At 65.5% G+C, this 25684-nt stretch carries 19 protein-coding genes and 2 tRNA genes; 12 read left to right on the top strand and 9 right to left on the bottom strand.

The features are described from left to right. Both EB75_RS10105 and EB75_RS10100 read right to left on the bottom strand, forming a co-directional pair. Window positions 1–2811, bottom strand: a complete 2811-nt coding sequence (locus EB75_RS10105; protein ID WP_073695278.1) for a DUF1156 domain-containing protein — start codon at window positions 2809–2811, stop codon at window positions 1–3. Beyond that, window positions 2811–6221, bottom strand: a complete 3411-nt coding sequence (locus tag EB75_RS10100; RefSeq protein WP_073695277.1) for a helicase-related protein — start codon at window positions 6219–6221, stop codon at window positions 2811–2813. The genes EB75_RS10105 and EB75_RS10100 overlap by 1 nt, the downstream gene beginning before the upstream one ends. Window positions 6222–6414: 193 nt before the next feature. On the opposite strand from EB75_RS10100, the gene EB75_RS10095 reads away from it, so the two are divergent. From EB75_RS10095 to EB75_RS10090, 3 genes are all read left to right on the top strand, one after another. Next, entirely contained in the window at window positions 6415–6723 is a 309-nt protein-coding gene (locus tag EB75_RS10095; RefSeq protein WP_083612137.1) for a helix-turn-helix domain-containing protein, read from the top strand. A gap of 224 nt (window positions 6724–6947) precedes the next feature. After that, window positions 6948–7364 (top strand): hypothetical protein, encoded by a 417-nt coding sequence (locus EB75_RS29940; protein ID WP_286150140.1) that lies wholly within the window; start codon window positions 6948–6950, stop codon window positions 7362–7364. After that, a complete protein-coding gene (locus EB75_RS10090) occupies window positions 7304–8692 on the top strand; it encodes a hypothetical protein (protein ID WP_286150139.1) in 1389 nt (462 codons plus the stop codon). Before EB75_RS29940 ends, EB75_RS10090 begins: the two co-directional genes overlap by 61 nt. Before the next feature lie 244 nt (window positions 8693–8936). On the opposite strand, the gene EB75_RS10085 is transcribed toward EB75_RS10090, so the two are convergent. Next, window positions 8937–10151, bottom strand: coding sequence for an MFS transporter (locus tag EB75_RS10085; protein WP_073695276.1), 1215 nt, complete (start codon window positions 10149–10151; stop codon window positions 8937–8939). Window positions 10152–10280: 129 nt separating this feature from the next. Between EB75_RS10085 and EB75_RS10080 the strand changes: the two genes are divergently transcribed. The 5 genes from EB75_RS10080 (at window position 10281) to EB75_RS10060 (ending at window position 14018) form a co-directional block, all read left to right on the top strand. Then, on the top strand, window positions 10281–11417 hold the full coding sequence (locus tag EB75_RS10080) for a prolyl oligopeptidase family serine peptidase (RefSeq protein WP_142239529.1): 1137 nt from the start codon (window positions 10281–10283) through the stop codon (window positions 11415–11417). 26 nt (window positions 11418–11443) lie between these two features. Further along, window positions 11444–12226, top strand: coding sequence for a fumarylacetoacetate hydrolase family protein (locus tag EB75_RS10075; protein WP_061001004.1), 783 nt, complete (start codon window positions 11444–11446; stop codon window positions 12224–12226). Window position 12227: 1 nt separating this feature from the next. Beyond that, window positions 12228–13685, top strand: a complete 1458-nt coding sequence (gltX, locus tag EB75_RS10070) for a glutamate--tRNA ligase (RefSeq protein WP_502689357.1) — start codon at window positions 12228–12230, stop codon at window positions 13683–13685. A gap of 128 nt (window positions 13686–13813) precedes the next feature. Then, window positions 13814–13885 (top strand) — tRNA-Gln (locus tag EB75_RS10065). A gap of 60 nt (window positions 13886–13945) precedes the next feature. Further along, window positions 13946–14018: transfer RNA gene (locus EB75_RS10060), tRNA-Glu, on the top strand. Window positions 14019–14069: 51 nt separating this feature from the next. Here EB75_RS10060 and EB75_RS10055 read toward each other — a convergent pair. From EB75_RS10055 to EB75_RS10045, 3 genes are all read right to left on the bottom strand, one after another. After that, a complete protein-coding gene (locus EB75_RS10055; protein WP_073695273.1) occupies window positions 14070–15284 on the bottom strand; it encodes a DUF1501 domain-containing protein in 1215 nt (404 codons plus the stop codon). Between the two features lie 18 nt (window positions 15285–15302). Then, a complete protein-coding gene (locus EB75_RS10050) occupies window positions 15303–16616 on the bottom strand; it encodes a DUF1800 domain-containing protein (protein ID WP_353651650.1) in 1314 nt (437 codons plus the stop codon). A gap of 118 nt (window positions 16617–16734) precedes the next feature. Next, on the bottom strand, window positions 16735–17436 hold the full coding sequence (locus EB75_RS10045) for an IclR family transcriptional regulator (protein ID WP_073695271.1): 702 nt from the start codon (window positions 17434–17436) through the stop codon (window positions 16735–16737). 71 nt (window positions 17437–17507) lie between these two features. Here EB75_RS10045 and leuC point away from each other — a divergent pair, with 71 nt between their 5' ends. From leuC to EB75_RS10030, 3 genes are all read left to right on the top strand, one after another. Further along, complete coding sequence (gene leuC, locus EB75_RS10040) at window positions 17508–18932, top strand: 3-isopropylmalate dehydratase large subunit (RefSeq protein WP_073695270.1); 1425 nt, start codon at window positions 17508–17510, stop codon at window positions 18930–18932. A gap of 12 nt (window positions 18933–18944) precedes the next feature. Further along, a complete protein-coding gene (leuD, locus tag EB75_RS10035) occupies window positions 18945–19538 on the top strand; it encodes a 3-isopropylmalate dehydratase small subunit (RefSeq protein ID WP_073695269.1) in 594 nt (197 codons plus the stop codon). A gap of 259 nt (window positions 19539–19797) precedes the next feature. After that, complete coding sequence (locus tag EB75_RS10030; protein WP_073695268.1) at window positions 19798–20439, top strand: HU family DNA-binding protein; 642 nt, start codon at window positions 19798–19800, stop codon at window positions 20437–20439. Between the two features lie 326 nt (window positions 20440–20765). Here the strand turns inward: EB75_RS10030 and mutT1 are convergent, their stop codons facing one another. The 3 genes from mutT1 to cofC all read right to left on the bottom strand — a co-directional run bounded on the left by mutT1 (window position 20766) and on the right by cofC (window position 24640). Continuing rightward, on the bottom strand, window positions 20766–21695 hold the full coding sequence (gene mutT1 / locus EB75_RS10025) for an 8-oxo-(d)GTP phosphatase MutT1 (protein ID WP_073695267.1): 930 nt from the start codon (window positions 21693–21695) through the stop codon (window positions 20766–20768). A gap of 63 nt (window positions 21696–21758) precedes the next feature. Beyond that, window positions 21759–23936: an RNA degradosome polyphosphate kinase gene (locus EB75_RS10020; RefSeq protein ID WP_073695266.1), complete on the bottom strand. Its 2178-nt coding sequence runs from the start codon at window positions 23934–23936 to the stop codon at window positions 21759–21761. 47 nt (window positions 23937–23983) lie between these two features. Beyond that, on the bottom strand, window positions 23984–24640 hold the full coding sequence (cofC, locus tag EB75_RS10015) for a 2-phospho-L-lactate guanylyltransferase (protein WP_073695318.1): 657 nt from the start codon (window positions 24638–24640) through the stop codon (window positions 23984–23986). Window positions 24641–24701: 61 nt separating this feature from the next. Here cofC and EB75_RS10010 point away from each other — a divergent pair, with 61 nt between their 5' ends. Further along, complete coding sequence (locus EB75_RS10010; RefSeq protein ID WP_073695317.1) at window positions 24702–25682, top strand: NAD(P)H-dependent glycerol-3-phosphate dehydrogenase; 981 nt, start codon at window positions 24702–24704, stop codon at window positions 25680–25682. Window positions 25683–25684 lie beyond the last annotated feature (2 nt).

Here is a 25684-nt window from a genome sequence, read left to right as displayed (position 1 = left end):
TCAGTCGTCTTCCTCGTCGTAGTCCAAGGTGCCCTGTGCGCTCGTTGCCGGAGCATCGGCACGTGCCACATCGAGAATTTCGGGCCAGCTGGTGACCAGGCTGTTGAAGCTCAGCGCGTCCTTGGTCCAGCCGTTGCTCTCGGCGATCCGGAACAGGAGGTGCGCAAGCTCTTTCACCAAATCGGCATCGATCGCTGCGTCCGGTCGGGTCAGCGCGATGCGCAGGAATTCGCCGGCGGGGGTGATGCCGTCGCCTTCCAGCTTCTTGATCAGGTGGTGCAGGACTTCCCAGTTGCTGGTGTGTAGGTCGGCGAGCACGTCGTAGTCGGAGGCCAGGTCAGACGGTTTGATCAGCTGGACCTTGCCGGCCCTGCTGATCAGGATGCCATCACGATCCATAGTGTCGACGGAAGTGTTGCGGGCGTTGGCTAGGTTGTTGGCGTCTCCGAAAGTACCTGTGTCGTAGCCATGTTGGCGATACCAGGCGATGGCGAATCGGCTGGTCGAGTCGAAATCGCCTTCCTGCTCGTTGAGCACCTGGTCGAGAATCTCGTTGATCCGCGCCAGCGCGGAACGCACCGACATCTTGGAGCCGTCGGGTTCCAGCACTGCCGAGTACCGGGAGAACACAGCCATGCCTGGGCCGATGGCGGCTTGGGGTAGGTCGACAGGGGCGATCGCGCCTTGTTGCAATTCTCTGAGTGCGGAGGGCAATTCGGCCTTGAGAGCTTCGATGAACTCGCGGCGGTCGGTGCGTGGTGCGTCTTCAGGGCGCGGGCGTAATGCAAGCACGATTGACGAGGCGAGGGCATTGGTTCCCTGAGAGAGCATCCGGTTGCTCAACTCACTGCGAAGCGGCCATGTCGCGGTGACTGCCCAGCCTGAGCGAATCATGCCTTCAAGCAGTGTCTCCCAGCCGGACGATGCTTCGCCAACCGCCGTGGTCTCGGATTGCTTGAAGGCGTAGTAGACGGTGATCGGGTAGTCGGGGAGTGCGGACTCGCGCGCGTGGCGGAACACCTCCCGGAATCCGTTCTCAAAGAACTCGTGCGCACCCTCCTTGCCGCCGTGCCGGTACTGGTTTGCGACCAACTCGTCAGCTTTGGGAACCAACATCGTGCTGAGAAGGCCAGGATGGATTGCGCGCAACGAGCGTCGTAGCCAGACATAAAAGAAGTCCGATAGATCTGAATAGCCGATGTTGTCGTAGTAGGGGGGATCAGTAGATATAAGCAGGCTGCTGAAGTTGCGGTCTAGGGCCGATTGCTGACTGGCAAGCCCGTCTGCGTTGGCCGCCAAACGCTCGACTGGAATCGAGGTTCGACGTACAGCATCAGTCCAGTTTCCTGTTGACGTCCCGAATAGGTTCGCTTCCGCGTAATCCCAGTTCATCGCAACTGCCTGTCGGGTAAAGACATGCGATGGGGCTTCTTGTTTCACGCTGCTATCCCAGGAGACAATGGCTGCGTTTCTATCGGCGAGCTTCGACACCACGATCCCTAAGTACGTCGCTACCGCGTCGGCGTAGGCCGCAGCGCCGGTGCCGCCGGACTCAAGGCGGTCGCCTTCGGGCATGCCGGCGGCGAGGGCGTCTGCGAGTACTCGTTCGCGGGCCTCGGCGACCAGGTCGCTGAATGTGGTGAGTGCGGTGAGCTGTCGCGATGTGAATAGGTCGGCGAACGTAGTCATGCCGTAATTCGGAGTCTTGAAGTCGCGAGGGTTGTTCGGCAGTTCACCGCCTGGTACGTCGTCTGGCCGCGGAATCTGTGCGGCGGCTTCATGCTCGAGTGACGGTGCCAAATACACGCGCGTGCGATTGCCTTCGGCAACAGTGGCCATCAATTGCGCGCCCATCCGTCCCGCACGGCCTTCGGCGCGAATGTATTTCAGCTCAACTGCGGACCCGCAACCGATGCAGGTGGCGCCGGTGCGGCCAACAGTGCCGTCGGTCTCGGCGGTGGGCGCAGCCTTCGGGTCGCGACCGATGGCGAAGTGAACCGTCCCATCCACCACGGACGGCACGACGTACGCCTCCTTACCCTTCTTCTTGCCGAACCACCAACTGCGGACCAGCGGCATCGCGATACCGCACGCCGGGTTGGGACACGTGACGGTCCGTGCCCAAATCCACGCAATGACAGTCGCTTCCGAACCGTCCGGCAACGTGGCCTTGGGATACAGGTGCCCAATCCGCTTCTCGGCCTCATCACGCATCCACGCCCCGTAGGCCCGCACGTCGGCGGCCAGCCCTTCGGCGCCATTCCACGAGCGGATCTCCGACTCAGCGAGCCCCGGGAATACCGGGGGCCGATCACGGAATTTCGGTGGGATCTCGATCAGTGCCTTATTGATCAGCACTGCAACGGGATTGAGGTCCGATGCGTGTGCCTCCATGCCGAGCCTTTGCGCCTCCAATGGAATGGTGCCGCCGCCGGCGAAAGGGTCGAGGATGGGTGGAGGATTGCCCCCGGTCGACTTGAGGATCTCGGCATGCGCCTCGGCGAGCAGCTTCTCATCTCGAATGTTCTCCCAAACCACAAGACGCTCGATGAGCTTGTGTAGCCGATCGCGCTCCTTGCGCTGCAGTTCGTCGGTGGGGAACTCTTCGGGATTCGAAGACGGGTCATCGACGAGTTGCGCGAACAACACTGCGCGCGCAGCGGCCAGGGGGCGGCGTGCCCACCACAGGTGCAACGTGGACGGGTGACCGTGGCGGATCGATTTCTCGCGAGCCGATTCTTTGTTGATCGCTTCCAGCGGCAGCGCAACTTCGATCAGCTTGCGCTTCGGCACATCAGTAGAGTTCGTCATCAGAATGGCTCAGTTCCCTTGTCCCACATCTTGTTCCAATCGCCTCGTACACCGGTGGCGTCGAAGTCGCCGAGATCCGTTGAGGCGAAAGGATTGTCGAGGTAGCGCACGTCGTCGTACTCGACGCCGCGCGGGTCAACCCGCACCAGGGCGAGCCGATACCGGGGCGCGGCATTCTTGCCGAGCATCACCTCGTTGTGGGTGACGAAGAAATCGGTGGCACCGTCGATACGGGCCTTCACCTCGATGCGGTAGGTGTCCCCGTCCACATCCGCTGACAAGATGTCAAAGCCCTTGTTGTTGAAGACCTGCTCGACCGGCTCGCGGCCCAGCGCCCGTTCGACGGCAAGCACCAGATCGACCCCGCGGCGCTCGACTTCCTTGGTCTCTTTGGCGTGCATTGGCACGGAGGTCGGCAGGTCGGCATCGACCATGCCCACAGGAAGTACCAGTGCGGCGGTGACGATGCGCGGGGGTTTGGTCGACATCAGCGTCTGCCGGTCCAGCAGCTCCAGCCTTCTGCGCAAGCGGGCGTCAAGTTCGACGGCCTTGCGGTTGAGGCTTTCCGCAGACTCTTTGGGCTTGGCCCCGGACTGTTCTTTCTCAGATGCGACTGCGGCATCGAGCAGTAGTCGATCGCGTTCACCCTCAAGCCGTTTGGTCACCAGTTCGCGGGTCTTGGCGAGTTCGGCGGCGCGACGCGGCTGCACCTCGGCCAGATACTCCGGCAGGCGGGTGGTGATGATCCAGCTGGTGGCGCGGTCTTCGGCGTCGGCAAGCCAGGACAGTTGGCGGGCTGCGGTGACTGCCGGCGTCTCCGGCGCAGCGACACAGTCCAGGTAGGGAGCGGGTCCGGCCGGCCTGACGGCGCCCTGGCTGTCCACGTATGCATAGCCGAACCGCCTGGACACCGAAGCGCCGGTAGCGTCGGTCACCTCTTCGGTGACACCCACAAGGAGCTGCGGCTCGTCCAGCGTCGCCGACACCAACACGGTCCCGTTGGTGAGAGTTTCACTGAAGCGACGGATCGCTTCGTGCATCACCGCGTCGTGGAGGGGGTGGCCTGGGGCGAGCAGATCAGCGCGGGTGAGTTCTTCGGAATGTACGTGTCCCAGGTCGAAGGTCACGCGGTCGTATCTGGTGGGAACGGGCCCGAACTTGCCGTCGCGCAAAGGTGCTGGGACGTTGGTGATTTCGTATCGGCCGCGCTCACGTTTGGTGATGCGTCCGCCGAGTCGGGTGAAGGCCGCCTTGAAGGCCATCTCGATGTAGTGGGGCTGCAACCGGCGTGCTCGCGCGTCGTCCATGGCCGCGCGCAACTTCTCCAGCTCGGCCTCGGCGAGATGGTCGGACGCCAGGGCACGTTCTTCGAGCAGTTCCTTGAGCCCGTCGGAGACGTTGTGATCGATGACTTGCTGCATCTTGGCGCGTGTCTCGGGCAGCTCGCCGTAGCGAATGGCCTCCAACAGCAGGTCGCGCAGCGGGGTCTCGTTGAACGCTTCGCCTAGTACGTCGAAAACTTTGCCGCCGTAGGCTTCCCGCTGTTCTTCGATCTTTTCGAGCAGGCGGACGAAGACGTCACCCTCGCGGGTGTTGCTGGCCACGATGTTCCACAGCCGGCAGACTTCCTCCTGGCCGATGCGGTGGATACGGCCGAACCTTTGTTCGATGCGATTCGGGTTCCAGGGCAGATCGTAATTGACCATCAGGTGCGCGGCCTGCAGGTTGAGTCCCTCGCCGGCGGCATCGGTGGCCAGGAGGATTTGGCAGTCTCGGTTCTTGGTGAATTCTTCGGTGATCTGGCGGCGCTCCCGACGCCGGACCCCACCATGAATGGCCTGCACGGCAGCAGGTTTCCCGAGCAGCGAGCGGATCCGGCCGGCCAGGTAATCGAGGGTGTCGCGATGTTCGGTGAAGATGATGAGCTTGCGCGGCCATCCGTTGGTATCCGTCGTCAGTGCCTCGTCGTGAAGGATGTTGCTCAGCTCGGTCCACTTGCGATCGGTACCGGAATCGCGAACTTGTTTGGCGGCGCGGGTCAGCTCCGACAGTTCGAGCAACTCGGCGTCGAGTTCGTCCACCGTCTGCGCTGCAGTAGCGGCATCGAGCAGTTCCTCTTCGAGCGCTTCGATCTCTTCGGAGTTGTAGTCGTCGGTGTCAAGGGCATCGACATCGACGGTCGGTTCGTTCTCGACGTAGGTGCCGTTGACGATTTCCTGCTTCTTGCGCTCGAGCCGTTCGGTTCGGCGGACCAGGCTCTTGTAGATCGCCTCGGGGCTGGACGCGAGTCGTCGTTGCAGCACGGTGAGCGCGAATCCGACTGTGTTCTTGCGCTTTCCGCCCACCCGGTCGGCGCGGTTCATGCCTTCGCGGACGTAGGCGGTGACCTGCTCGTAGAGCGAATGTTCAAGGGCGGTCAGCTCATAGGGCACTGTCTCGGCACGGCGCTCTGGGAACAGCTTCTTGCCGTCGAAGGTGAGGAGGTCCTCCTTGACCATTCGGCGCATGATGTCGGCGGTGTCGGTGGCCTTGGTGTTCCTGCCCTCGAACCGGTCACGGTCCAGCAGAGTCAGGAAGAGATTGAAGTCCTCGTTCTTGCCTGAGTGCGGCGTCGCCGTCATCAAGAGGAGATGACGCGTGATCCGGCCGAGAAGCTCGCCGAGCTGAAAACGCTTGGTCTTCTCCAGCTTTCCGCCGAAGTAGTGGGCGCCCATGCGATGCGCCTCGTCGACGATCACCAGATCCCACTCGGTCTCCGTGAGCTGAGCCTGCAGTTCCTCGTTGCGGGACAGCTGGTCCATACGGGCGATGAGCAGCGGGTTGGTCTCGAAGACGTTGAGGTCGACGTGGGCATCGATGAGCTGGTTGGTCAATAGGTTGAACCGCAGCCCGAACTTGAAGAACAGTTCGTCCTGCCACTGTTCCACCAGGCCACCCGGGGCGACGATCAGGCATTGGCGGACGTCGTCACGCAGCAGGAGTTCCTTGATGTAGAGACCCGCCATGATGGTCTTGCCGGCACCGGGATCATCGGCGAGGAGGAATCGCAGCGGCGTCCGGGGGAGGAGTTGTCCGTAGACCGCGCGGATCTGATGCGGCAGTGGACGCACGTCGCTGGTGGCCACCGCCAGCATCGGGTCGAAAAGTCCTGCGAGGCTGATTCTTTGGGCCTCGGCTACCAGTTTGTAGTCAGATGCTGATGCGTCGAATGGTCGGCTGGCCGCCGCGGCTGCACGCAGCTGGTCCTGGTCTTTCCTGAAGACGACTTGCTGACCGAGCGCACCGTTGTTGGTCCGGTACGTCAGCTCGACTGCCTCGGTGCCGTGCTGTTGGGCGGCGAGCACGGTGACGATTTCAGCGGGGATCAGTCCTTCGATGCGGAGTCCCGATTTGAGCTCTTCTAGCTGCACACGACCTCCAGGCATGACTTCTTGGAGGTGTTCGCTGTCGTCTGCAAACCGGTGTCGCCCGAGAGCGCGTTGCGCGCAGGGGTATGCCAACCGTCAGACATGTCGACTGGCCACCCCGACGCTCCCTTCGTCCGTCGGGAGAGCCATGTATAGATGGTGCAGCCGACAAGTCGGCATATTACGCCATCTATAGATGGTCGACGCCGGAATGGCGTATCGGCAGATTGCAGGGGTGCCGCAGTCCGAGATCGAGCGAAAGCTCGCTGGTGCTCTCGGTCGACGGTTGGCGGGGCTCCGGGAGGAGCGTGGACTCACTCAAGAAGCCCTGGCTGAAGCCAGCGGTATCAGCCGGAATCACTACCAGCTGCTGGAAAGCGGCATCAGCAACCGAAAGACCAAGCGCCCGGCCAATCCGCGGTTATCAACGTTGGTGGCGCTCAGCGATGCATTGGGTATGTCGGCAGCGAAGTTGGTGGCCGAAGTCTTGAGTGAGCGCGACTGAACTGGGTTCATTCCATTGGGTGGGCGCCGATCGACGCCAAGTAGCGTCTCCGATGTTCCGGCGCCCGAAGATGAGCTTGTATGGGTGCCCGGTGGCCTTGACCGGCTTGGCGCCACCGTGACACCTTCCGGACCCGTGGTTTCGAGCCCGATCCGATACCAATCCGTAAGCGAGGAGCGATTCGCTCACCCTCCGTCCGTTGGCAACAACCTACGCTGGCCGGTATGTCCAAGTCCGCACGTGGCAAGCAACCCAAGCGTCACCTTCGGTCGGTGCCGACTCCGCCTTCGATCAGACCTGAGGACCAGCCGCTGTTCCAGGCGTTGCGGTCTGCTCTGCGCTCTGACCAGCCGCTGGCACTGCTCGAACTCGTGAGTGGGCTGATCACTGCCACCGACCCACGATCTCGCAATCCTTGGGCTCGCGATGACGATGGCCCGAGTCTCGACGCGCTGGTCGACTCGCTGATCGGTACCTCTTTCGCGCAGACCACGGCCGCGCTGACTGTCATCCGCGAGATGGTGCCCGACCAGGAGATCGCGGCGCGTATTGATCGCGAATTGACTACACGCCGCCAACGTTGCCGAATTGGCTTGGCGCGCTGGCGGATACCCGCGCCGACCCGGAAGTGTGGTTCCTGACGCACGTTCTCGGTGACGGTGACGACTATTTCTTCGGCGCGACGCTCCCCGGCGGCCGGCAGTTGACGGCGCTGGTTTATGTGGACCACAACATGGGCACGGTGGTCAAAGACGCGTTCGTCATTCCGGAAGCGATCTCAGTCGTGCTGCGGCAGCTGCAACCGTCGATTGAAGACGGGCAGACACTCTCGCGGTTCCATCCGGCCGACGCGCGGGCGATAGTCGAGAAGGCTATCGACCACGGTTCGCGACTGTTCCCGCCACCGGAATCCGATTCCTGGCCCATGTGCCGGCCACTGGTCGAATGGCTGGTCCGGATGCAGCCTGCCGGAGGCGCGGTTCCGGAACGTCATGAATGGACTGACAAGGAGAGAACGGCAATCGCCGACGATTTCTTCGCCTCGCGGTTCGGTGACGCCATGGATACCGCCGATGCGCACGGTCTGCTGGACTCGATCTTGTGGTTCGCGACCGAGTGGGGACCCGGTGACCCCTACCGGTGGAGCCCCGTCAACGTAGAGATCCTTCTCGTGGATTGGGCTCCGCGAAAGATAGTGGCGGATACGGGTTATCTCGCACAATTACCCAGTCTGTTGCGTGCCTTCATCGCCTACTGCCACCACCGCCAAGGCATCAGCGCCACCCTCACGGCCGACACCTTGGCGTCCGTCGGCAGATGGGAAGGCGAATTTCAGCGGATGATCCGGACGGATCGTCCGCAGGGTGCGGCGGCGCTGGCCGCCCGGTTGCTGGGGGAGGGCTTCGGCGGCTTCGCCGATGACGACCCAAGCTTCGCAGAGATCATGCTCGAGCGCTTGGACGCGATGGTCGGCGGCCATTTCCAGTTGCAGAATCTGACCGACGAGCCATTGGACGATGAGCCGTTTGACTGGGCGGGCATAGCCGACGACATCCGGCCCGCCGTCGAGACGGTGCTGGCCCTGTGCGACCGCTGCGCAGACGAGCTCTTCGATGTCGAGCACCGGACGGCGATGCGTCGCTTCCTGGGCCGTGCTGCGGTGGCCGATCCAGCGATCTTCCGTCGTAAGGCATCGTTGGAACGCGGAGCGGCCACCGTGGCCTGGGTGATCTGCCGAGCCAACCACTCCATCGGCCGATTCGGCACGCCCCCGGTCACTGAACTGCTGGGGTGGTTCGGGGTCAAGGGCAGTGTTTCGCAGCGTGCCGAGCCGTTGTTACGTGCGAACGGGGTTGCCCCACATTCGGCTTACGGTGACATGAGACTCGGCGCGGCGGACTTGCTGACCGCCGCGCGACGTCGATCGATCATTCAAGTGCGAGATCGCTACCAGGGGAGTGCGGGGTGAACGTGGCGGTCTTCGTCTCTACACCGAGCGTGGGGGTTGCCGAGCTTCGCTTCGGCGTGTCGGCTCGTCAGGTCCCACGGTCGGCTTGAGATGGGCCGATAGCACCGGCGATACCGCATCCCAGATGGGTATGCAGCAAGCAGACCGGGACTGGAGTGACGGCTGTGACTATTGCCGACCGGGCCGCTTTTGACTGCGCGTCAGCGCAGACAAAGTGCGAGTGGTGACCTGCGTAGACGCACACTCAATGCTCGGCGGGGGCGGGAACGGGCTTGGCGCGCAACGGGTCTGCGGCCACCGGGACCAACGGCACGGCCAGCACCGGGAACAGCGCGCACACCGCGAACGCGGCCGGGAACCCGAAGGCTCCGATCAGGGCGCCGAACACCGGCGGCACGATGCCTGCCGTCAGCAATTGCGTCGTGTTCTGCACACCCAGCGCCCGGCCACTCCAGAACGGCCCGGCGATTTCGGCAATCGCGGTGAAGGACAACCCGTTATCGGTCACGGTAACCACCGACGCCACCACCATCAGGAAAACCGCGACCGGCCAGTGCAGGTAGTCGCACAGCGCCAGCAGGCCCATGGTGGCACCAGCCAGGACGGCGATCACCCGCACCGGATGCAGCCGCGAACCGGTCAGGTCCGACCACCGGCCGGCGCCGATTCGCCCTGCGGCACCGCACAATTGGGCCACCGTAACCATCGCGCCCGCCGCGCCGGCCGACCAGCCGTGCGCTGTCATCAGCCACACCAGCGAGAAGGTCCACACCAGGCACTGCGGCGCGACCAGCAACACCGACACGGCATGGATGCGCGCCAGTACCGACGACCCGCGGTAGGGATTGGCCAGATCGGTTGCGGGGGCGGAGGATCGGGGCGGCCGGGGCGGATCGATGACGCCGATGACGGTCACCACGGCGGCGACCAGACAGGCGATCGCGGGGAACAACAGCGCGGCCGATACCCCTGACGACTCGGCCAGGCGCGGAATCACCAAGGCGCCCAGCCCAACTCCGAGTGGCTGCGCCGTCTGGCGGATGCCCATCACGAGCCCGCGTTGCTCGGGCGGGAACCAGCCGACCACCAGCCGGCCGCTCGCGGAATTGGAACTCGCGGCCGCCATGCCGCCCAACAACAGGAAGGCTCCGACCGCTACCAACGAGTCGGCCCACGCCGCCGCGAACGCCGCCGCCGAGGTCAGCAACGACCCGACGGTCAGCACGAACCGTTCGCCGACCCGGTCGACCACCCAGCCCCACGCGATGAGCGTCAGGACCATGCCGAAGCTCGGCATGGCGGAGACCAGGCCGGCACGCGACAGGTCGAGGCCGCGCTCGCCGTGCAGCGTCGGGATCAGGAAGGCTGCGCCGTTGATGAAGACGTTGGCGCACATCGTCGAGCCGAGGGCGATCACCAGCATCGACCAGCGGCGGACGGCTGAGACGTTGGTGACCATGGCTTCATGGTGCCATCACGGTTCTCAAGATATGAATCTGTTTCTCAATATTTGAGAACAACTAGGGTCGGCAACATGGCTCAGCGCGCGTACTTCTCACGTTTGACGGCGGCCTTGGTGGCCGGCCTGATGCTGGTGGCGGCACCGATACCCACGGCATCGGCAGCTGCGCCGAACTGGTCGGGTCTGGACGCCCGGGCATTCGCGGACCGGGTGCCGCCGCCGGGCGGGCTCATCCGGACCGTCCCGCTGAACCCCGAGCTGTCGGTCGCCGGTGCGGCCCGCGCCTACCGAATCCTGTATTCGACCACCGACCAACACAATTCGCCGGCGGTCAGCACCGGCGTGGTGTTCGTGCCGCCCGGCGAGGCCCCGCCGGGCGGCTGGCCCGTCATCGCCTGGGCGCACGGCACCGTCGGCCTGGGCGACGACTGCACGCCCTCGGCGCAGCCGCGCAGCGCACGCGACAACGAATATCTGAGCCACTGGCTGAGTGAGGGTTACGTCGTCGTCGGTTCCGACTACACGGGTCTGGGCACCCCGGGTCTGATGAGCTACCTCAACAGCGTCGCCACCGCGCACGCCATCATCGATTCGGTGATCGCCGCGCATCACATGAACCTGCCGCTGTCGCCGAAGTGGGCTCTGGTCGGGCAGTCGCAGGGTGGCGCGGCGGCCGTCGCGAGCGCGCGGTGGGCCACCGAATTCAGCAAGGGGAGCGGCCTCGACTACCGCGGCGTCGTGGCGACCGGCACCCCGGCGAACATCGACGACGTCATCATCACGGCAGGCCCTGACATGGTGCTGCCGCCCGGGTTGGGTCCCATCGCGTCGGCCTACACGGCCTACATCCTCGCCGGCTTCCGGGAGCTCCGCCCGGACGTCAACAGCGTGCTCACGCCTGCCGGCCTGACCGCGGCGAACCAGGCCGAGACCCTGTGCACCGCACCACTGAGCGCGGCGGTGGCCGGCCTCACGCCGCCACAGTTCTTCTCCGCCCCACTGGCATCGCTACCGGGCATGCGCGGCGCGCTGGCCGACTTCATGGGCACGCCGGTCACCGGCTACGACCGGCCGATCTTCCTCGGCGTCGGCCTGAAGGACCGTGACGTGCCGCCGTCGTCGACCCTGAAGTTCGCCGATCAGCTCAAGGCCAACGGCCAGGACGTGGCGCTCTACGTCTACCCCGAAGACGACCACTCCAGCACTGTGCTGACCTCGATGGCCGACTCCACCCCGTTCCTTCAAGCCCAGTTCGCGGGCTGACCAGCGGGCCTCACTAGGCTGGGCGGATGCGCCTAGGTCGAATTGCCAGTCCAGACGGCGTCGCTTTTGTGGTGATCGAGGGCGACCCGAACTCCGATGCGGTCTGCAAAGAAATCGCTGAGCAGTACCTGTCCCGCAACCCCACCTTCACCGGACGCTCCTGGCCGCTGGCCGACGTCCGGCTGTTGGCGCCGATCCTGGCCAGCAAGGTGATCTGCATGGGCAAGAACTACGCGGCGCACGCCCGTGAGATGGGTAGCGAGCCGCCCGAGGATCCGGTGATCTTCCTCAAGCCCAACACCGCGATCATCGGGCCGAACATCCCGATCCAGTTGCCCGCAGACGCCAACCCGGTGCACCACGAGGGCGAGCTGGCGGTGGTCATCGAACGTCCGGGCAAGGACATCCCGGCCGCCAAGGCCAAGGACTACATCCTCGGCTACACGATCGCCAACGACGTCTCGGCACGTGATCAGCAGAAGAAGGACGGCCAGTGGATGCGGGCCAAGGGGCACGACACGTTCTGCCCGGTCGGCCCGTGGATCGAGACCGCGGTGGACCCGGCCGATCTGGACATCCGCACCGAGGTGAACGGCGAGAAGCGGCAGGACAGCAACACCGCGCTGCTGCTGCACGACGTCGGCGCCATCATCGAATGGGTCTCGGCCGTCATGACGCTGCTTCCCGGCGACATCATCCTCACCGGAACCCCCGAGGGCGTCGGCCCCATCGAGGACGGCGACACCGTCAGCATCACCGTCGATGGTATCGGCACCCTCTCCAATCCTGTTGTGCGTAAAGGGAAATAACGTGACCACACCTGTCAGGGTTCGCTTCTGCCCGTCGCCGACCGGCACGCCGCACGTCGGCCTGGTCCGCACCGCGCTCTTCAACTGGGCGTACGCGCGACACACCGGTGGCGACTTCGTCTTCCGCATCGAGGACACCGATGCCGCGCGCGACAGCGAGGAGAGCTACAACGCGATCCTCGACGCCCTGCGCTGGCTCGGGCTGAACTGGGACGAGGGCCCCGAGGTCGGCGGACCCTACGAGCCGTACCGGCAGTCGCAGCGCGGCGACCTCTACCGCGACGTGATCGCGAAACTGCTTGCCGCGGGCGAGGTTTACGAGGCGTACTCGACGCCGGAGGAGGTGGAGGCCCGGCACCTCGCGGCGGGTCGTAACCCCAAGCTGGGCTACGACAACTACGACCGTGACCTCACCCCGGAGCAGAAGGCCGCGTTCGAGGCCGAAGGCCGAAAGCCCGTGCTGCGCCTCAAGATGCCCGACGCGGACATCACCTGGGTTGACCTGGTGCGCGGCGAGACGACCTTCGCCGCCGGCGTGGTTCCGGACTTCGCGATCACGCGCGCGAGCGGAGAGCCGTTGTACACCTTGGTCAATCCGGTCGACGACGCGCTGATGAAGATCACCCATGTGCTGCGCGGCGAGGATCTGCTGCCGTCGACGCCGCGGCAGATCGCGCTGTACCAGGCGCTGATCCGGATCGGTGTCGCCGACGCGGTCCCGCAATTCGCCCACCTGCCAAGCGTTCTCGGTGACGGCAACAAGAAGCTGTCCAAGCGCGACCCGCAGTCCAACCTGTTCCTGCACCGCGACCGCGGATTCATCCCCGAGGGCCTGCTGAACTACCTGGCGTTGCTGGGCTGGGGCATCGCCGACGACAACGACCTCTTCAGCCTCGACGAGATGGTGGCGGCCTTCGACGTGGCCAACGTCAACTCGAACCCGGCGCGGTTCGACCAGAAGAAGGCCGACGCCATCAACGCCGAGCACATCCGCCGGCTGGCTCCGGAGGACTTCGCGAAACGACTGGACGCGTTCCTGAAGCAGCATGGCCACGACACCACATTGGACGCCAAGGGTTTCGCCGCGGCGGCCGAGTTGATCCAGACCCGCATCGTCGTCCTCGGCGACGCGTGGGACCTGGTGAAGTTCTTCAACGACGACGCCTACGTGATCGACGAGAAGTCGGCGGCGAAGGAACTCAAGCCCGAGGCTGCCGAGGTCCTGGACGCCACGCTGAGCGCCTTGGCGGGCGTCGGTGAGTGGAACACCGCCCACATCGAGGCCGCGCTCAAAGCGTCGCTGCTCGACGGCCTGGAACTCAAGCCGCGCAAGGCGTTCGGTCCCATCCGGGTGGCGGTGACCGGCGCGACCGTCAGCCCGCCGCTGTTCGAATCGATGGAACTGCTCGGACGTGACCGCAGTCTGGCGCGGTTGCAAGCGGCCCGAAACGGGCTGTGAGCGGGCGATTTAAAGACAAGGCCAACTGTTTGGTAGTCTGCTCGTCGGCCCGGAAAGCAGAAAGCGGCGAACATCCGCTGAGGTTTTCGGTCCGAAGATGCCCCTGACCTGCGGTGATGGGCATCAAGTGGGGTATGGTGTAATTGGCAACACAGCTGATTCTGGTTCAGCCATTCTAGGTTCGAGTCCTGGTACCCCAGCTGCCGGAGCGATTAGGTCAGCCAGCACAACTGAGCTAAGCTATCGCCTCGGAAGTTCTAGCCCCCGTCGTCTAGCGGCCTAGGACGCCGCCCTCTCACGGCGGTAGCGTGGGTTCGAATCCCATCGGGGGTACGTACGAACGCCGGACCTGACAACAGGTCCGGCGTTCTGTCTTTTCCCGGTCTACTTACCGCCGGCGAAGAATCCGATGTCCCGCCGTCCCTTGCCGACCGACGGCTCAGGATCCGCGCCGAGGGTGTGGGCGAGCAGTTCGTGATAAACGTCACGGAAGTCGACGGTCGTCTTCAGATCGCCGTCGGTGAGGTCGGTCAGGCTCGGCTCGTCACCATAGAAGCCGCCCTTGACACGGGTGCCCGCGATGAACACCGGACCCGAGGTGCCGTGGTCGGTGCCCTGTGAGGCGTTGGCGGCGACCCGCCGCCCGAATTCGGAGTACATCAGGACGACGACGTTCCGTCCGTACGGTGAGCCCTGGAGCTTGTGGAAGAAGGGCGTCAGCGCGTCGTCGAGAGTCTTGAGCAACGCCCGCTGAGGGGCCATCTCATCGGCGTGGGTGTCGAACCCGAGCAGATGCGTCATGTACACCTGAGTCGGAACGCCCGCCCTGATACAGCCGGCGACCAGATCGAGATCGCTGGCCAGCTGGTTCGCGGCCTCGCTGTCGGTCTGCGGGCGTCCTTTGAGCACCGGGTCGAAGCGGGAATTGGTGGCCTGCGTGTCCTTGTACGACTGGCACACCTGTCCCATCGCCAAGGTGTCGTGCGGGTCGCCGGCGCTGAGCGCCGCCAACGTCTTCGCGACGTCATCGGGGATGGCCGGGACGAAGTCGGAAAGCGATGCGGCGACGTGCTTTTCCCCGACGGCCAGCGGTGGCAGCACGGTGCCGATGTTGACCGCCCGGATCGGGTCGTCGCCCGTGGTGTCCAACCAGCGTCCGATCCAGCCGCTGGTCACCGCTTCGACGGGATTGGCGGTCTGCCAGATGTCCATGGAGCGGAAGTGGCTACGGTCCTGCTTCGGATAGCCGACGCCGCGCACGATGGCGAGTTTCTTGCTCTGCCACAGCTCTGACATCCCGGTCAACGCCGGGTTCAGCCCGTAGGCCGAATCGAGCCGCAGTACCTCTTCCGGTTTGTAGGCGAGATCGGGGCGCAGGTCGTGGTAGGCGTTGTCCGCGTAGGGGATGACGGTGCTGAGGCCGTCGTTCCCGCCGTAGAGCGTGACGATCACCAGGATTCCGCTGTTCTTCGCCAGCGGGCGGTCCTGTGCTTCGTTGAGCAGATCGGGCAGGGTCACCGCGGCGACGCCACCGAGCAGTCCGGCGGCACCCACCCCGGCGCTGGCGATCAGAAACTTGCGGCGATTGAATTCGGCCATGGGATCTCCGCGATCTCCTTACGACGTCACATATTCGGGAGTGATGACGGCCGCTGCCACCAACTTGTGCGGATCGCCGAGCAACGGTTTGAGTGCCGCTGCGGATCGATCGGACCAGCTGCCGATGCCGAGCACGTAGCCGACCCCGTCGATTCGGTCGCTGGACGGCATGTTCTCCACGGCGCTGATGTCGGCAAGGTTGAGCAGCCGATTGGCGGCCCAAACCCGTGCTGCCGCACTGTTTGTCGACAGCCAGAGCTGGCCCCGGGGCCAGCCGCCGACATCGGGCGGATAGAACGGGCGCTGGCCCATGACGCTCAGGACAACGTCGAGTTCAGCCAGCACGCGCGGATCGTCGAGTGGCACCGCCAACGAGCGGATGATGCCGACCAGCCATTCGACCGGAGTGCTGACGGTGGTCCCGGCGGCCTTGGTGAATTCGGGATCGAGGATGACCGCCTTCGTCAGCGCTTTGAGATCGCGCTGTGGGCCGTAGGCCGCGACCAGTCGGTCGAGCGTCTCGGGGGAGGCGGGTTGGTCGGAAGCCAGCTCGCGCCACAGCATTCCGGAGATGAACTTGGCCGATGCCGGCTGGCTGAGCACGATGTCGCAGAACTCGGTGTCATTGATATCGCCGGTGACACCCAGCACCGTCTTGGTGGTGTCGTCGCGAAACTGGGGATAGAGGCGGGTGATGCCGTCATGTTCGACGCGGCGGCCGGTGAGTGCCCGGGCACCCTCGCGCACGTCATTCTCGGTGTAGCCGTTGCCGTGGCCGAGGCAGAACAGCTCCATGAATTCGCGGGACAGGTTCTCGTTCGGGTTCTTCGCAGTGGTGGAATCGCCGTCGAGCCAGTGCATCATCGCGCCGTCGGAGAGCATGGCGTAGGCCAGGGCATAAAAGTCCCCGAGGGCCAGGGTGCGCAGTTTCTCGTTCTGGACGGCCATCAGATGGGCGGCATTGACCTTCTCCGCCGACGTCGCAAAATGGTTGTGCCACAAGAGGGTCAGCTTCTCGTGGATGGGCTCTTTGACTGCCGCCATCCGCCGCAGCCACCATCCGGACAACTCTTGCAACTTCGCCAGCAGGTCCGCCTGGAACGCGTGAATCTGATCCGCGGACATGCCCTGCGTCGGGTATTGCGGAATGACCGATTGCGGGATGGGGGTGGCCTTTGCGCCCGGGTCGGCATTCGGATCGAGGTTCAGTACGCCATCGAGGTAGGTCGACCAGTTCTGGCTGGCCACCGCGTCCACCTGGGCCCCGGTGGTACCGAAGCCCGTGCGGCGCAGCATCCGTGCGGTTGCCAGCCACTGTGGTGGCTGTGACACGTTGAACCCACTTTCCCCGATTGCATTTTCCGGACACGTCCCGGACCCCTATGAATTTAGGTGATCGGCACCGTCGGCGTCGACGTATACAGCGGATTGCCAGGTTTGCTGGCGGGTGTCACAACCGCCGCGTGAGCGCCTCGGCGGCGGCGAGCAGATCGGTTGCCCAGCGGACGCCGGGACGGCGGCCCATCCGGTCGATCGGTCCCGACACCGAGACCGCCGCGATCACCGCACCACGGTTGTCCCGCACCGGTGCCGAGACACTGGCCACACCGGGCTCGCGCTCGGCGGCGCTCTGTGCCCAGCCACGCCGACGGACCTCGGCCAGCACCCGGTCGGTGAACTTCGCCGTCGGCAGCACCGCCTGCTGGGTCGCGGGATCGCTGTACGCCAGGAGTACTTTCGCGCCCGATCCGGCGGTCATCGGCAGCCGGGTGCCGACGGGCACGGTGTCACGCAGGCCGGACGGCGGTTCGAGCGCCATGACGCAGACCCGCGCCATGCCTTCCCTGCGGTACAGCTGCACGCTCTCGCCGGTGATCTCCCGCAGGCGGGGGAGCACCGCGCCGGCCGCACTCAGCAGTGGGTCGTTGACCTGGCCGGCCAACTCGGTCAGCGCCGGGCCCAGCCGCCACCGTCCTTCGTTGTCGCGGGCCAGAAGTCGGTGGACCTCGAGGCCTGCGGCCAGTCGGTGGGCGGTGGCCCGGGGCAGCCCGGTGCGGGCGCACAGTTCGGCCAGGCCACACGGTGACTCGGCCACTGAATGCAGCACACCCACCGCTTTGTCGAGGACGCCGATGCCGCTATCCTGTCTCACAGGGAGATACTAGCGTCCCGCATTGTGAGACGGTAGACCAGCTCCGGTATCGCGGAAGGAACTGCACAGTCATGACGAACAAGCCACGCACCATGGCGGAGAAGGTCTGGGCGGACCACGTGGTGGTCGAGGGCACCGGTGAGGGTGCGGCCCGCGAACCCGACCTCATCTATATAGATCTGCATCTGGTGCACGAGGTCACCAGCCCGCAGGCGTTCGACGGTCTGCGGCTGGCCGGCCGCCCCGTGCATCGCCCGGACCTCACCATCGCCACCGAGGACCACAACGTCCCGACCATCGACATCGACAAGCCCATCGCGGATCCGGTGTCGCGCACCCAGGTTGAGACGCTGCGGCGCAACTGCGAGGAATTCGGCATCCGCCTGCACCCGATGGGTGACGCACAGCAGGGCATCGTGCACATCATCGGTCCGCAGCTGGGCCTGACGCAGCCGGGCATGACGGTGGTGTGCGGTGACAGCCACACCTCGACGCACGGTGCCTTCGGTGCCATCGCCATGGGCATCGGCACGTCCGAGGTCGAACATGTGCTGGCCACGCAGACACTTCCGCTCAAGCCGTTCAAGACCATGGCGGTCAACGTCGACGGCGAGCTGCCGCCGGGCGTCAGTGCCAAGGACATCATCCTCGCGGTGATCGCCAAGATCGGTACCGGCGGTGGCCAGGGCCACGTCATCGAATACCGCGGCAGCGCCATCGAATCGCTGTCGATGGAAGGCCGGATGACGATCTGCAACATGAGCATCGAAGCCGGCGCCCGCGCCGGCATGGTGGCTCCCGACGAGACCACGTTCGAGTTCCTCAAGGGTCGTCCGCACGCACCGAAGGGTGCGGACTGGGACGCGGCCGTCGAGGCCTGGGCGGCGTTGCGCACTGACGAGGGTGCCGAATTCGACACCGAGGTCCACCTGGACGCGGCCACCTTGAGCCCGTTCGTCACCTGGGGCACCAACCCCGGCCAGGGGGTGCCGCTGTCCGCGAATGTCCCTGACCCAGAACAGATGTTCGATGAAGGCGAGCGGCTGGCCGCTGAAAAAGCGTTGGCCTACATGGACCTTCAGGCCAATATGCCCATGCGGGACATCGCAGTGGACACCGTGTTCGTCGGTTCCTGCACCAATGGCCGCATCGAGGATCTGCGGGTGGTGGCCGACGTGCTGCGCGGCCGCAAGGTCGCCGACGGGGTGCGGATGCTGGTGGTGCCCGGGTCCATGGCGGTGCGGGCACAGGCCGAAACCGAGGGTCTGGGAGAGGTTTTCACCGCCGCGGGCGCCGAATGGCGACAGGCCGGATGCTCGATGTGTCTGGGCATGAACCCCGATCAGCTGGCTCCGGGGGAGCGCAGCGCGTCGACATCCAACCGGAATTTCGAAGGCCGCCAAGGCAAGGGCGGCCGCACCCACCTGGTGTCACCCGCCGTCGCCGCCGCCACGGCGGTGCGCGGAACCCTGTCCTCACCCGCCGACTTGAGCTAGGAGCGCACTGTAATGGAGGCTTTCCACACCCACACCGGAATCGGCGTTCCGCTGCGCCGGTCGAATGTCGACACCGACCAGATCATCCCTGCGGTGTACCTGAAGCGGGTCACCCGAACGGGTTTCGAGGACGGACTGTTCGCCGGTTGGCGCACCGATCCGTCGTTCATCCTCAACCTCCCGCCGTTCGACCGCGGCTCGGTTCTGGTCGCCGGCCCCGACTTCGGCACCGGCTCCTCGCGCGAACATGCGGTGTGGGCGTTGATGGATTACGGATTCCGGGTCGTCATCTCGTCGCGCTTCGCAGATATTTTTCGCGGCAATTGCAGCAAGGCCGGATTGCTCGCCGCGGAGGTCGCACAGGACGATGTCGAACTGCTCTGGAAGCTCATCGAGCAGAATCCGGGGCTGGAAATCACTGTGAATCTTCAAGATCGGAATTTGACCGCGGGAACGGTCGTGCTGCCCTTCAAGATTGACGATTACACCGCGTGGCGGCTGCTCGAAGGTCTCGACGATATAGGCCTTACGCTGCGGAAACTCCCCGAAATTGAAGAGTTCGAGGCGAACCGGCCGAGCTACAAACCCCGCACTCTGCCGGCCTGACCGGGTCGCTCCGCAGGTGCCTGGCAGGTCCCGTGGCCGGGCCTGCGGAGCAATTTCGGCACTCGGGCGCAGCTCGAATCCCTGCCCCCGCAACCAGGTTCGAAAATCCCGTTAACACCTCCCAAGTGGGCCAACCGGATTGCTGAATTCCGTCATAGCTACGCCCGAAATTGGGCGTGGCTCTTGGAAATCGGCGGGTCCTGGGTTTACCGTGTGCATTAGTCGGTCCAGCCAGGGCCACTGAAATCGGAGGTTTTGGATGAACAAAGCAGAACTCATCGATGCCCTGACAGAAAAGTTGGGCACCGATCGTCGTCAGGCCACCGCGGCCGTCGAGCACATCGTCGACACCATCGTGCGCGCCGTGCACAAGGGTGAGAGCGTCACCATCACCGGCTTCGGCGTCTTCGAGCAGCGTCGCCGCGCCGCCCGTGTCGCGCGCAACCCGCGCACCGGCGAGACCGTCAAGGTGAAGCCGACGTCGGTTCCGGCATTCCGCCCGGGCGCTCAGTTCAAGGCCGTTGTGGCTGGCTCTCAGCGTCTTTCGGCTGACGGCCCCGCCGTGAAGCGCGGCGCCACCGCAGCTCCGGCCAAGCGCGGCGCTGCCAAGAAGGCCGCTCCCGCGAAGAAGGCAGCACCGGCCAAGAAGGCCGCCGCCACCAAGGCTCCGGCCAAGAAGGCCGCTCCCGCGAAGAAGGCAGCACCGGCGAAGAAGGTTGTCGCCACCAAGGCTCCGGCCAAGAAGGCCGCTCCCGCGAAGAAGGCAGCACCGGCGAAGAAGGCCGCTCCGGCGAAGAAGGCCGCTCCCGCCAAGAAGGCCGCTCCCGCCAAGAAGGCAGCACCGGCGAAGAAGGCTGCACCGGCCAAGAAGGCCGCTCCCGCCAAGAAGGGCCGCCGCTAAGCCGTATCCGATAGGTCCGACTCGGACACGCCGTGGATCAACCGATCCACGGCGTGTCTGTGTGTGGGGCTTCCACGTTGATCCTGTATCCAGGGCGCATTTGTTCGAGTGAGGTGCGCCGTCACACCAGGGTCAATGGTTCTGGGCGCTGAAATCGAGTTGACCCTGCATCCTGGGCGTAGTTGTGCGAACAGACCTCGGCGAGGACACACAGTAAACCGAACCTGGCGCCCCCAAATTTCAAGTGTCACAGGACAGACGACACGCCAGCGGTGACACGTCGCCAGTCCGGCCGGCGATGATTTCCGCCGATGGGCGTGCCGCCGTCAGCGCTTGGTCGGCAGTGGGCTATCGATGTGGTCCGCTGCGATCAGCGAGTCGCCGTGCAGGGACATCACCCACATGCTGCCCTTGCGATTCCGCGATTTGTCCGGCCGGATGCCGCTGCGCTCGCACCACCACGAAATCAGATCCGGGATCACCTTCCCCTGGGTGCAGATGACCGGGACCGTTCCGGCACCGCTCTTTGCCGCGATCTTCAGTACCCGCTTCCGCGCCGCCTCGGGATCGGCCGCGTAGGCCTCTTCGGTGAGCGTCGGCTCGTCCCGTACCGGGACCCCGAGCTCCTGCGCCAGCGGTTCGACGGTCTGGTGGCACCGGGTCCGCGCCGCCGCGTAAACGTCTCTGGCACCGAAGGCGAGTAGTTGGCCGACAAGCGATTCCGCTTGTGCCCGGCCCTTCTTGTCGAGCGGCCGCAGCCGATCGTCACCCTTGTACCGGGCCTTACGCCCCGCGGTGGCGTGCCGCACGATCAGCACGGTGCGGGTGTCGGCCGGTCGACGGGTGAAGCGCCGCAGCACCTTTCGATCATGGGGGTACTGCAGTCGGAGCATGGCGTCGGCCGCAGGCAGCCAGTCGAGTTTGTCCACCTCGGAGTTGGGGCTGAACTCGCCTCCGGTGCTGCGCGCCGCCCAGTAGCGGACTTTCTTGGTGCCCTGTTCCAGCGGATAGCTGACGGTGGACAGACGCCGGCCCAGCACCGACTCGTACCCCGTCTCCTCCAGGATCTCGCGCACGGCGGTAACCGGTTCGGTCTCACCGGGATCCACCTTGCCCTTGGGCAGTGACCAGTCGTCGTAGCGCGGGCGGTGGACGACGGCGATCAGCGGCTCCCCGGATTCGGCGGGACGCCACAGCACCGCCCCGGCCGCCAACACCGGCGTCACGCGGGTCTCGTGCGCCGTCTTGTTCGGCACCTGTGCTCCTGGATGTGGTTGTGGGATCAGGTTTTCGCACTGCGTGAGATTGCGCGGCGAGAGCTACGGTGTGCGGTGCCGTTCCATGATCGACACCTGGTGATCCCGTACCCTCTCGCCTTCCCGGGGCAATGCCGTCCAGTGCCCGTCCTGTCCCAGCTCCCAGCAGCGGGTGGCCGGATCCATCGCGGAATCGAACACCCCGCTCAGCTCCTCGGTCAGTCTCGGGTCCTTCACCTGTGCCATCACCTCGACGCGACGGTCGAGATTACGATGCATCATGTCGGCGCTGCCGATCCAGAATTCATTGATGGCGTTGAAGTGAATAACGCGTGAATGCTCAAGGAAGCGCCCGAGAATCGAGCGCACGACGATGTTCTCGGAGAATCCCTCCGCGCCCGGGCGCAGCGCGCAGATGCCTCGCACGACCACCTCGACGCGGACGCCGGCCTGCGAGGCGCGGTACAGCGCGTCGATGACCTGCTCGTCGACCAGGGCGTTCATCTTCATCCGGATACGACCGTCGCCGCCGGCCCGCTTGGCCGCGATCTCGCGCTCGATGCGCTCGATGATGCCGCGCCGCACACTGTGCGGGGCGACGAGGAGGTTGCGGTACGACACCTTGCGGGAGTACCCGGTCAGTGAGTTGAACAGGTCGGTGAGGTCGGCGCCGATGTCGGGCGCGGCGGTGAGCAGGCCCACGTCTTCGTACAGGCGCGCGGTTTTCGGGTTGTAGTTGCCGGTGCCGATGTGGCAGTAGCGGCGGATGGTCGAGCCTTCGCGCCGCACCACCAACGCCGTCTTGCAGTGGGTCTTGAGTCCGATGAGGCCGTACACCACGTGCACGCCTGCCTGTTCCAGCTGGCGGGCCCACTTGATGTTGGCCTGCTCGTCGAACCGGGCCTTGATCTCCACGAGCGCCACCACCTGCTTGCCGGCCTCGGCAGCATCGATCAGCGCGTTGACGATCGGGGAGTCACCCGAGGTCCGGTACAGGGTCTGCTTGATGGCCAACACATTCGGATCGGCGGCGGCCTGCTCGATGAAACGCTGCACCGTCGTGGAGAACGAGTCGTACGGGTGGTGCACCAGGACGTCACCGTCGCGCAGCGTGGAGAAGATGCTCTTCGGGGTCTCGCGTTCGCCGAACGCCGGGGGAGTGGCCGGTACGAACGGACGGTCCTTGAGGTCGGGCCGGTCGACGCCGTAGATCTGCCACAGTGACGAAAGGTCCAGCAGTCCAGGAACTTCGATGACGTCGCCCGGATGCACATCCAGCTCGCGCAGGAGCAGGTCGAGCATGTTCTCTGTCATGTCGGTGGCGACCTCGAGCCGCACCGGTGAGCCGAAGCGGCGGCGCGCCAACTCACGTTCGAGGGCCTGCAGCAGATCTTCGTCGCGGTCCTCTTCGACTTCGAAATCGGCGTTGCGGGTGATCCGGAACGCATGATGCTCGACGATCTCCAGCCCCGGGAACAACACCGGCAGGAACGCGGCGATGAGTTCTTCCATCGGCAGGAACCGCACGCGCGCCTTGACGCCGTCGGCCGTCGATCCGGGCTCGTGCAGCTCGACGAACCGATCGACGTTGTCCGGCACCTTGATTCGGGCGAAGTGCTGAGTGCCGTCCTCGGGATTGCGCACCGTGATGGCCAGGTTGATACTCAGGCCGCTGACAAACGGGAACGGGTGCGCGGGGTCGACGGCCAGCGGCGTCAGCACCGGGAACACCTGCTCGTGGAAATAGGTGGACAGCTTCGCCTGCTCGTTCTCGTCGAGCTCGCTCCAGTTCACGATCGTGATGCCCTGCTCGGCGAGTGCGGGGCGCACCACGTCACCGAACACGGCGGCGTGGCGGGTCGAGATCTGCTGGGTGCGTTCCCCGATCCGGCGCAACTGTTCGCGCGGTGACAGTCCGTCGGCCGACCGGACCGACAGGCCGGTCTCGTCGCGGCGTTTCAGACCCGCGACCCGAACCATGTAGAACTCGTCGAGATTCGACGCGAAGATCGCCAGGAACTTGGCCTGCTCCAACAGCGGCAGCGACCGGTCGGCGGCGAGCGCCAGCACCCGGGCATTGAAGTCCAGCCAGCTCAGCTCACGGTTGAGGTAGCGGTCGTCGGGTAGCGCGCCGTCCGTCGGATCCGCCGTGGCCGCGGGCAGCGGTTCCGGGTCGGAATCGGCGGGTGTCCGTTCGGTGCGTGCGGGTCGGATGTCGGCTTCGGTCACCCCGACGATCATTCCCTATCGGCAGGGTGCAAGCCACATGGTTGGGGAACCCTCGATGGTCAGCCGACGATCCTGGCCGTCGCCGGGCCGACGCCGAGCCTGCGCGCCGTCTCCAGATCCTCGGGGGTGTCGATGTCGCAGCGCAGCCCGGGCCACTCGCCCGACAGTTCCACCGCACCCGAATCGGCATGGCGCCGTGCGGAATCGACACCGAACTCGGGGACCAGCGGGGCGCCGAAGGCGAAGAGTGCCGCGGTACCGGTGTGATGCCGGTCGGCGATGAAACTGCGGGTGTGGCGGCCCGCCCCGGCGATGGCCTCGGCCAGTTCCGCGGTGCGCAGCGCGGGCAGGTCGCCCTGCAGGACCGCGATGTTCGTCACGCGGTCGCGCAGGGCCTGCTCGGTGGCGGCCAGTGCGTGATTCAACGGGTCGGGGTGTCCGGCCGGGGTGGGGTCCAGCAGCACGTCGGCGCCCAACTCCCGCACCGCGGCGGCCGCGTCCGCATCCGGGGTGACGACGGTGACGGAACCCACAGCGGGCACCGCCAAGGCGGCGGTGATGGTGTCGAGGAGCATGGCCAGCACCACCTGCTCACGTAGATCGCCGGCGAAAACCGGGGCCAGCCGGGTCTTCGCCGCGGCCAGTCGTTTCACCGCGATGATCAACCCGACACCGGCGACACCGCCGGCGGTCTGCACCCTCGGGTCGTCGCTCATGACCGCCATACTGCCAAAGCGTCGGCGGGGCTACTGTTGACGCGTGGTGGAGGCAGCGGTGATGGGTGCCGGCGCGTGGGGGACGGCACTGGCGAAAGTCCTGGCGGACGCGGGCAGCAACGTGACGTTGTGGGCACGCAGCGCGGAGGTGGCGCGCGAGATCAATGAGACTCACCGCAATTCGAAGTACCTCGGTGACCGGGCGCTGCCGGCGTCCATCAAAGCGACCGCGGACCCCGCCGAGGCCCTGACCGGCGCGTGCACGGTGTTGCTGGCGGTGCCGTCGCAGACGCTGCGCACCAATCTGACCGACTGGACCGGATATCTCGGTGACGACACCACGTTGGTCAGCGTGGCCAAGGGCATCGAACTCGGGACCCTGCTGCGCATGAGCCAGGTCATCGTCCAGGTGACGGGTGCGGACCCGAGCCGCGTCGCCGTGCTCAGCGGGCCCAACCTGGCCAGCGAAATAGTCGATGAACAGCCTGCCGCCACCGTCATCGCGTGCACGGACTCGGGCCGTGCCGTGGCCTTGCAGCGCGCCTTCGCCTCGGGATACTTCCGGCCCTACACCAACGCTGACGTCATCGGCGCCGAGATCGGCGGAGCCTGCAAGAACGTCATCGCGCTGGCCTGTGGGATGGCTGCCGGCGCCGGGTTCGGCGAGAACACCGCCGCCGCGATCATCACCCGCGGTCTGGCCGAGATCATGCGATTGGGAATCGCCCTCGGCGCCAAGGGCGTAACGCTGGCCGGCCTGGCCGGCGTCGGCGATCTGGTCGCCACCTGCACCTCTCCGCAGTCCCGCAATCGCAGCTTCGGCGAGCGCCTGGCCCGCGGCGGCACCATGGAATCGGCGATGGCCGCCGCCAGCGGCAAGGTCGCCGAGGGCGTCACCTCCTGCCAGTCGGTGCTCGCGCTGGCCGAGAGCTACGACGTCGAGATGCCGCTGACCGACGCGGTGAACCGGGTGTGCCACAAGGGATTATCGGTGGACCAGGCGTTCGCGCTGCTGCTCGGCCGCAGCACCAAGCCGGAGTGAGC

Source organism: Mycobacterium sp. ST-F2 (assembly GCF_001905655.1).
Lineage (GTDB): Bacteria > Actinomycetota > Actinomycetes > Mycobacteriales > Mycobacteriaceae > Mycobacterium.
Note: the sequence above shows the minus strand (reverse complement) of the source record. Positions and strands in the feature narration are given on the sequence as shown.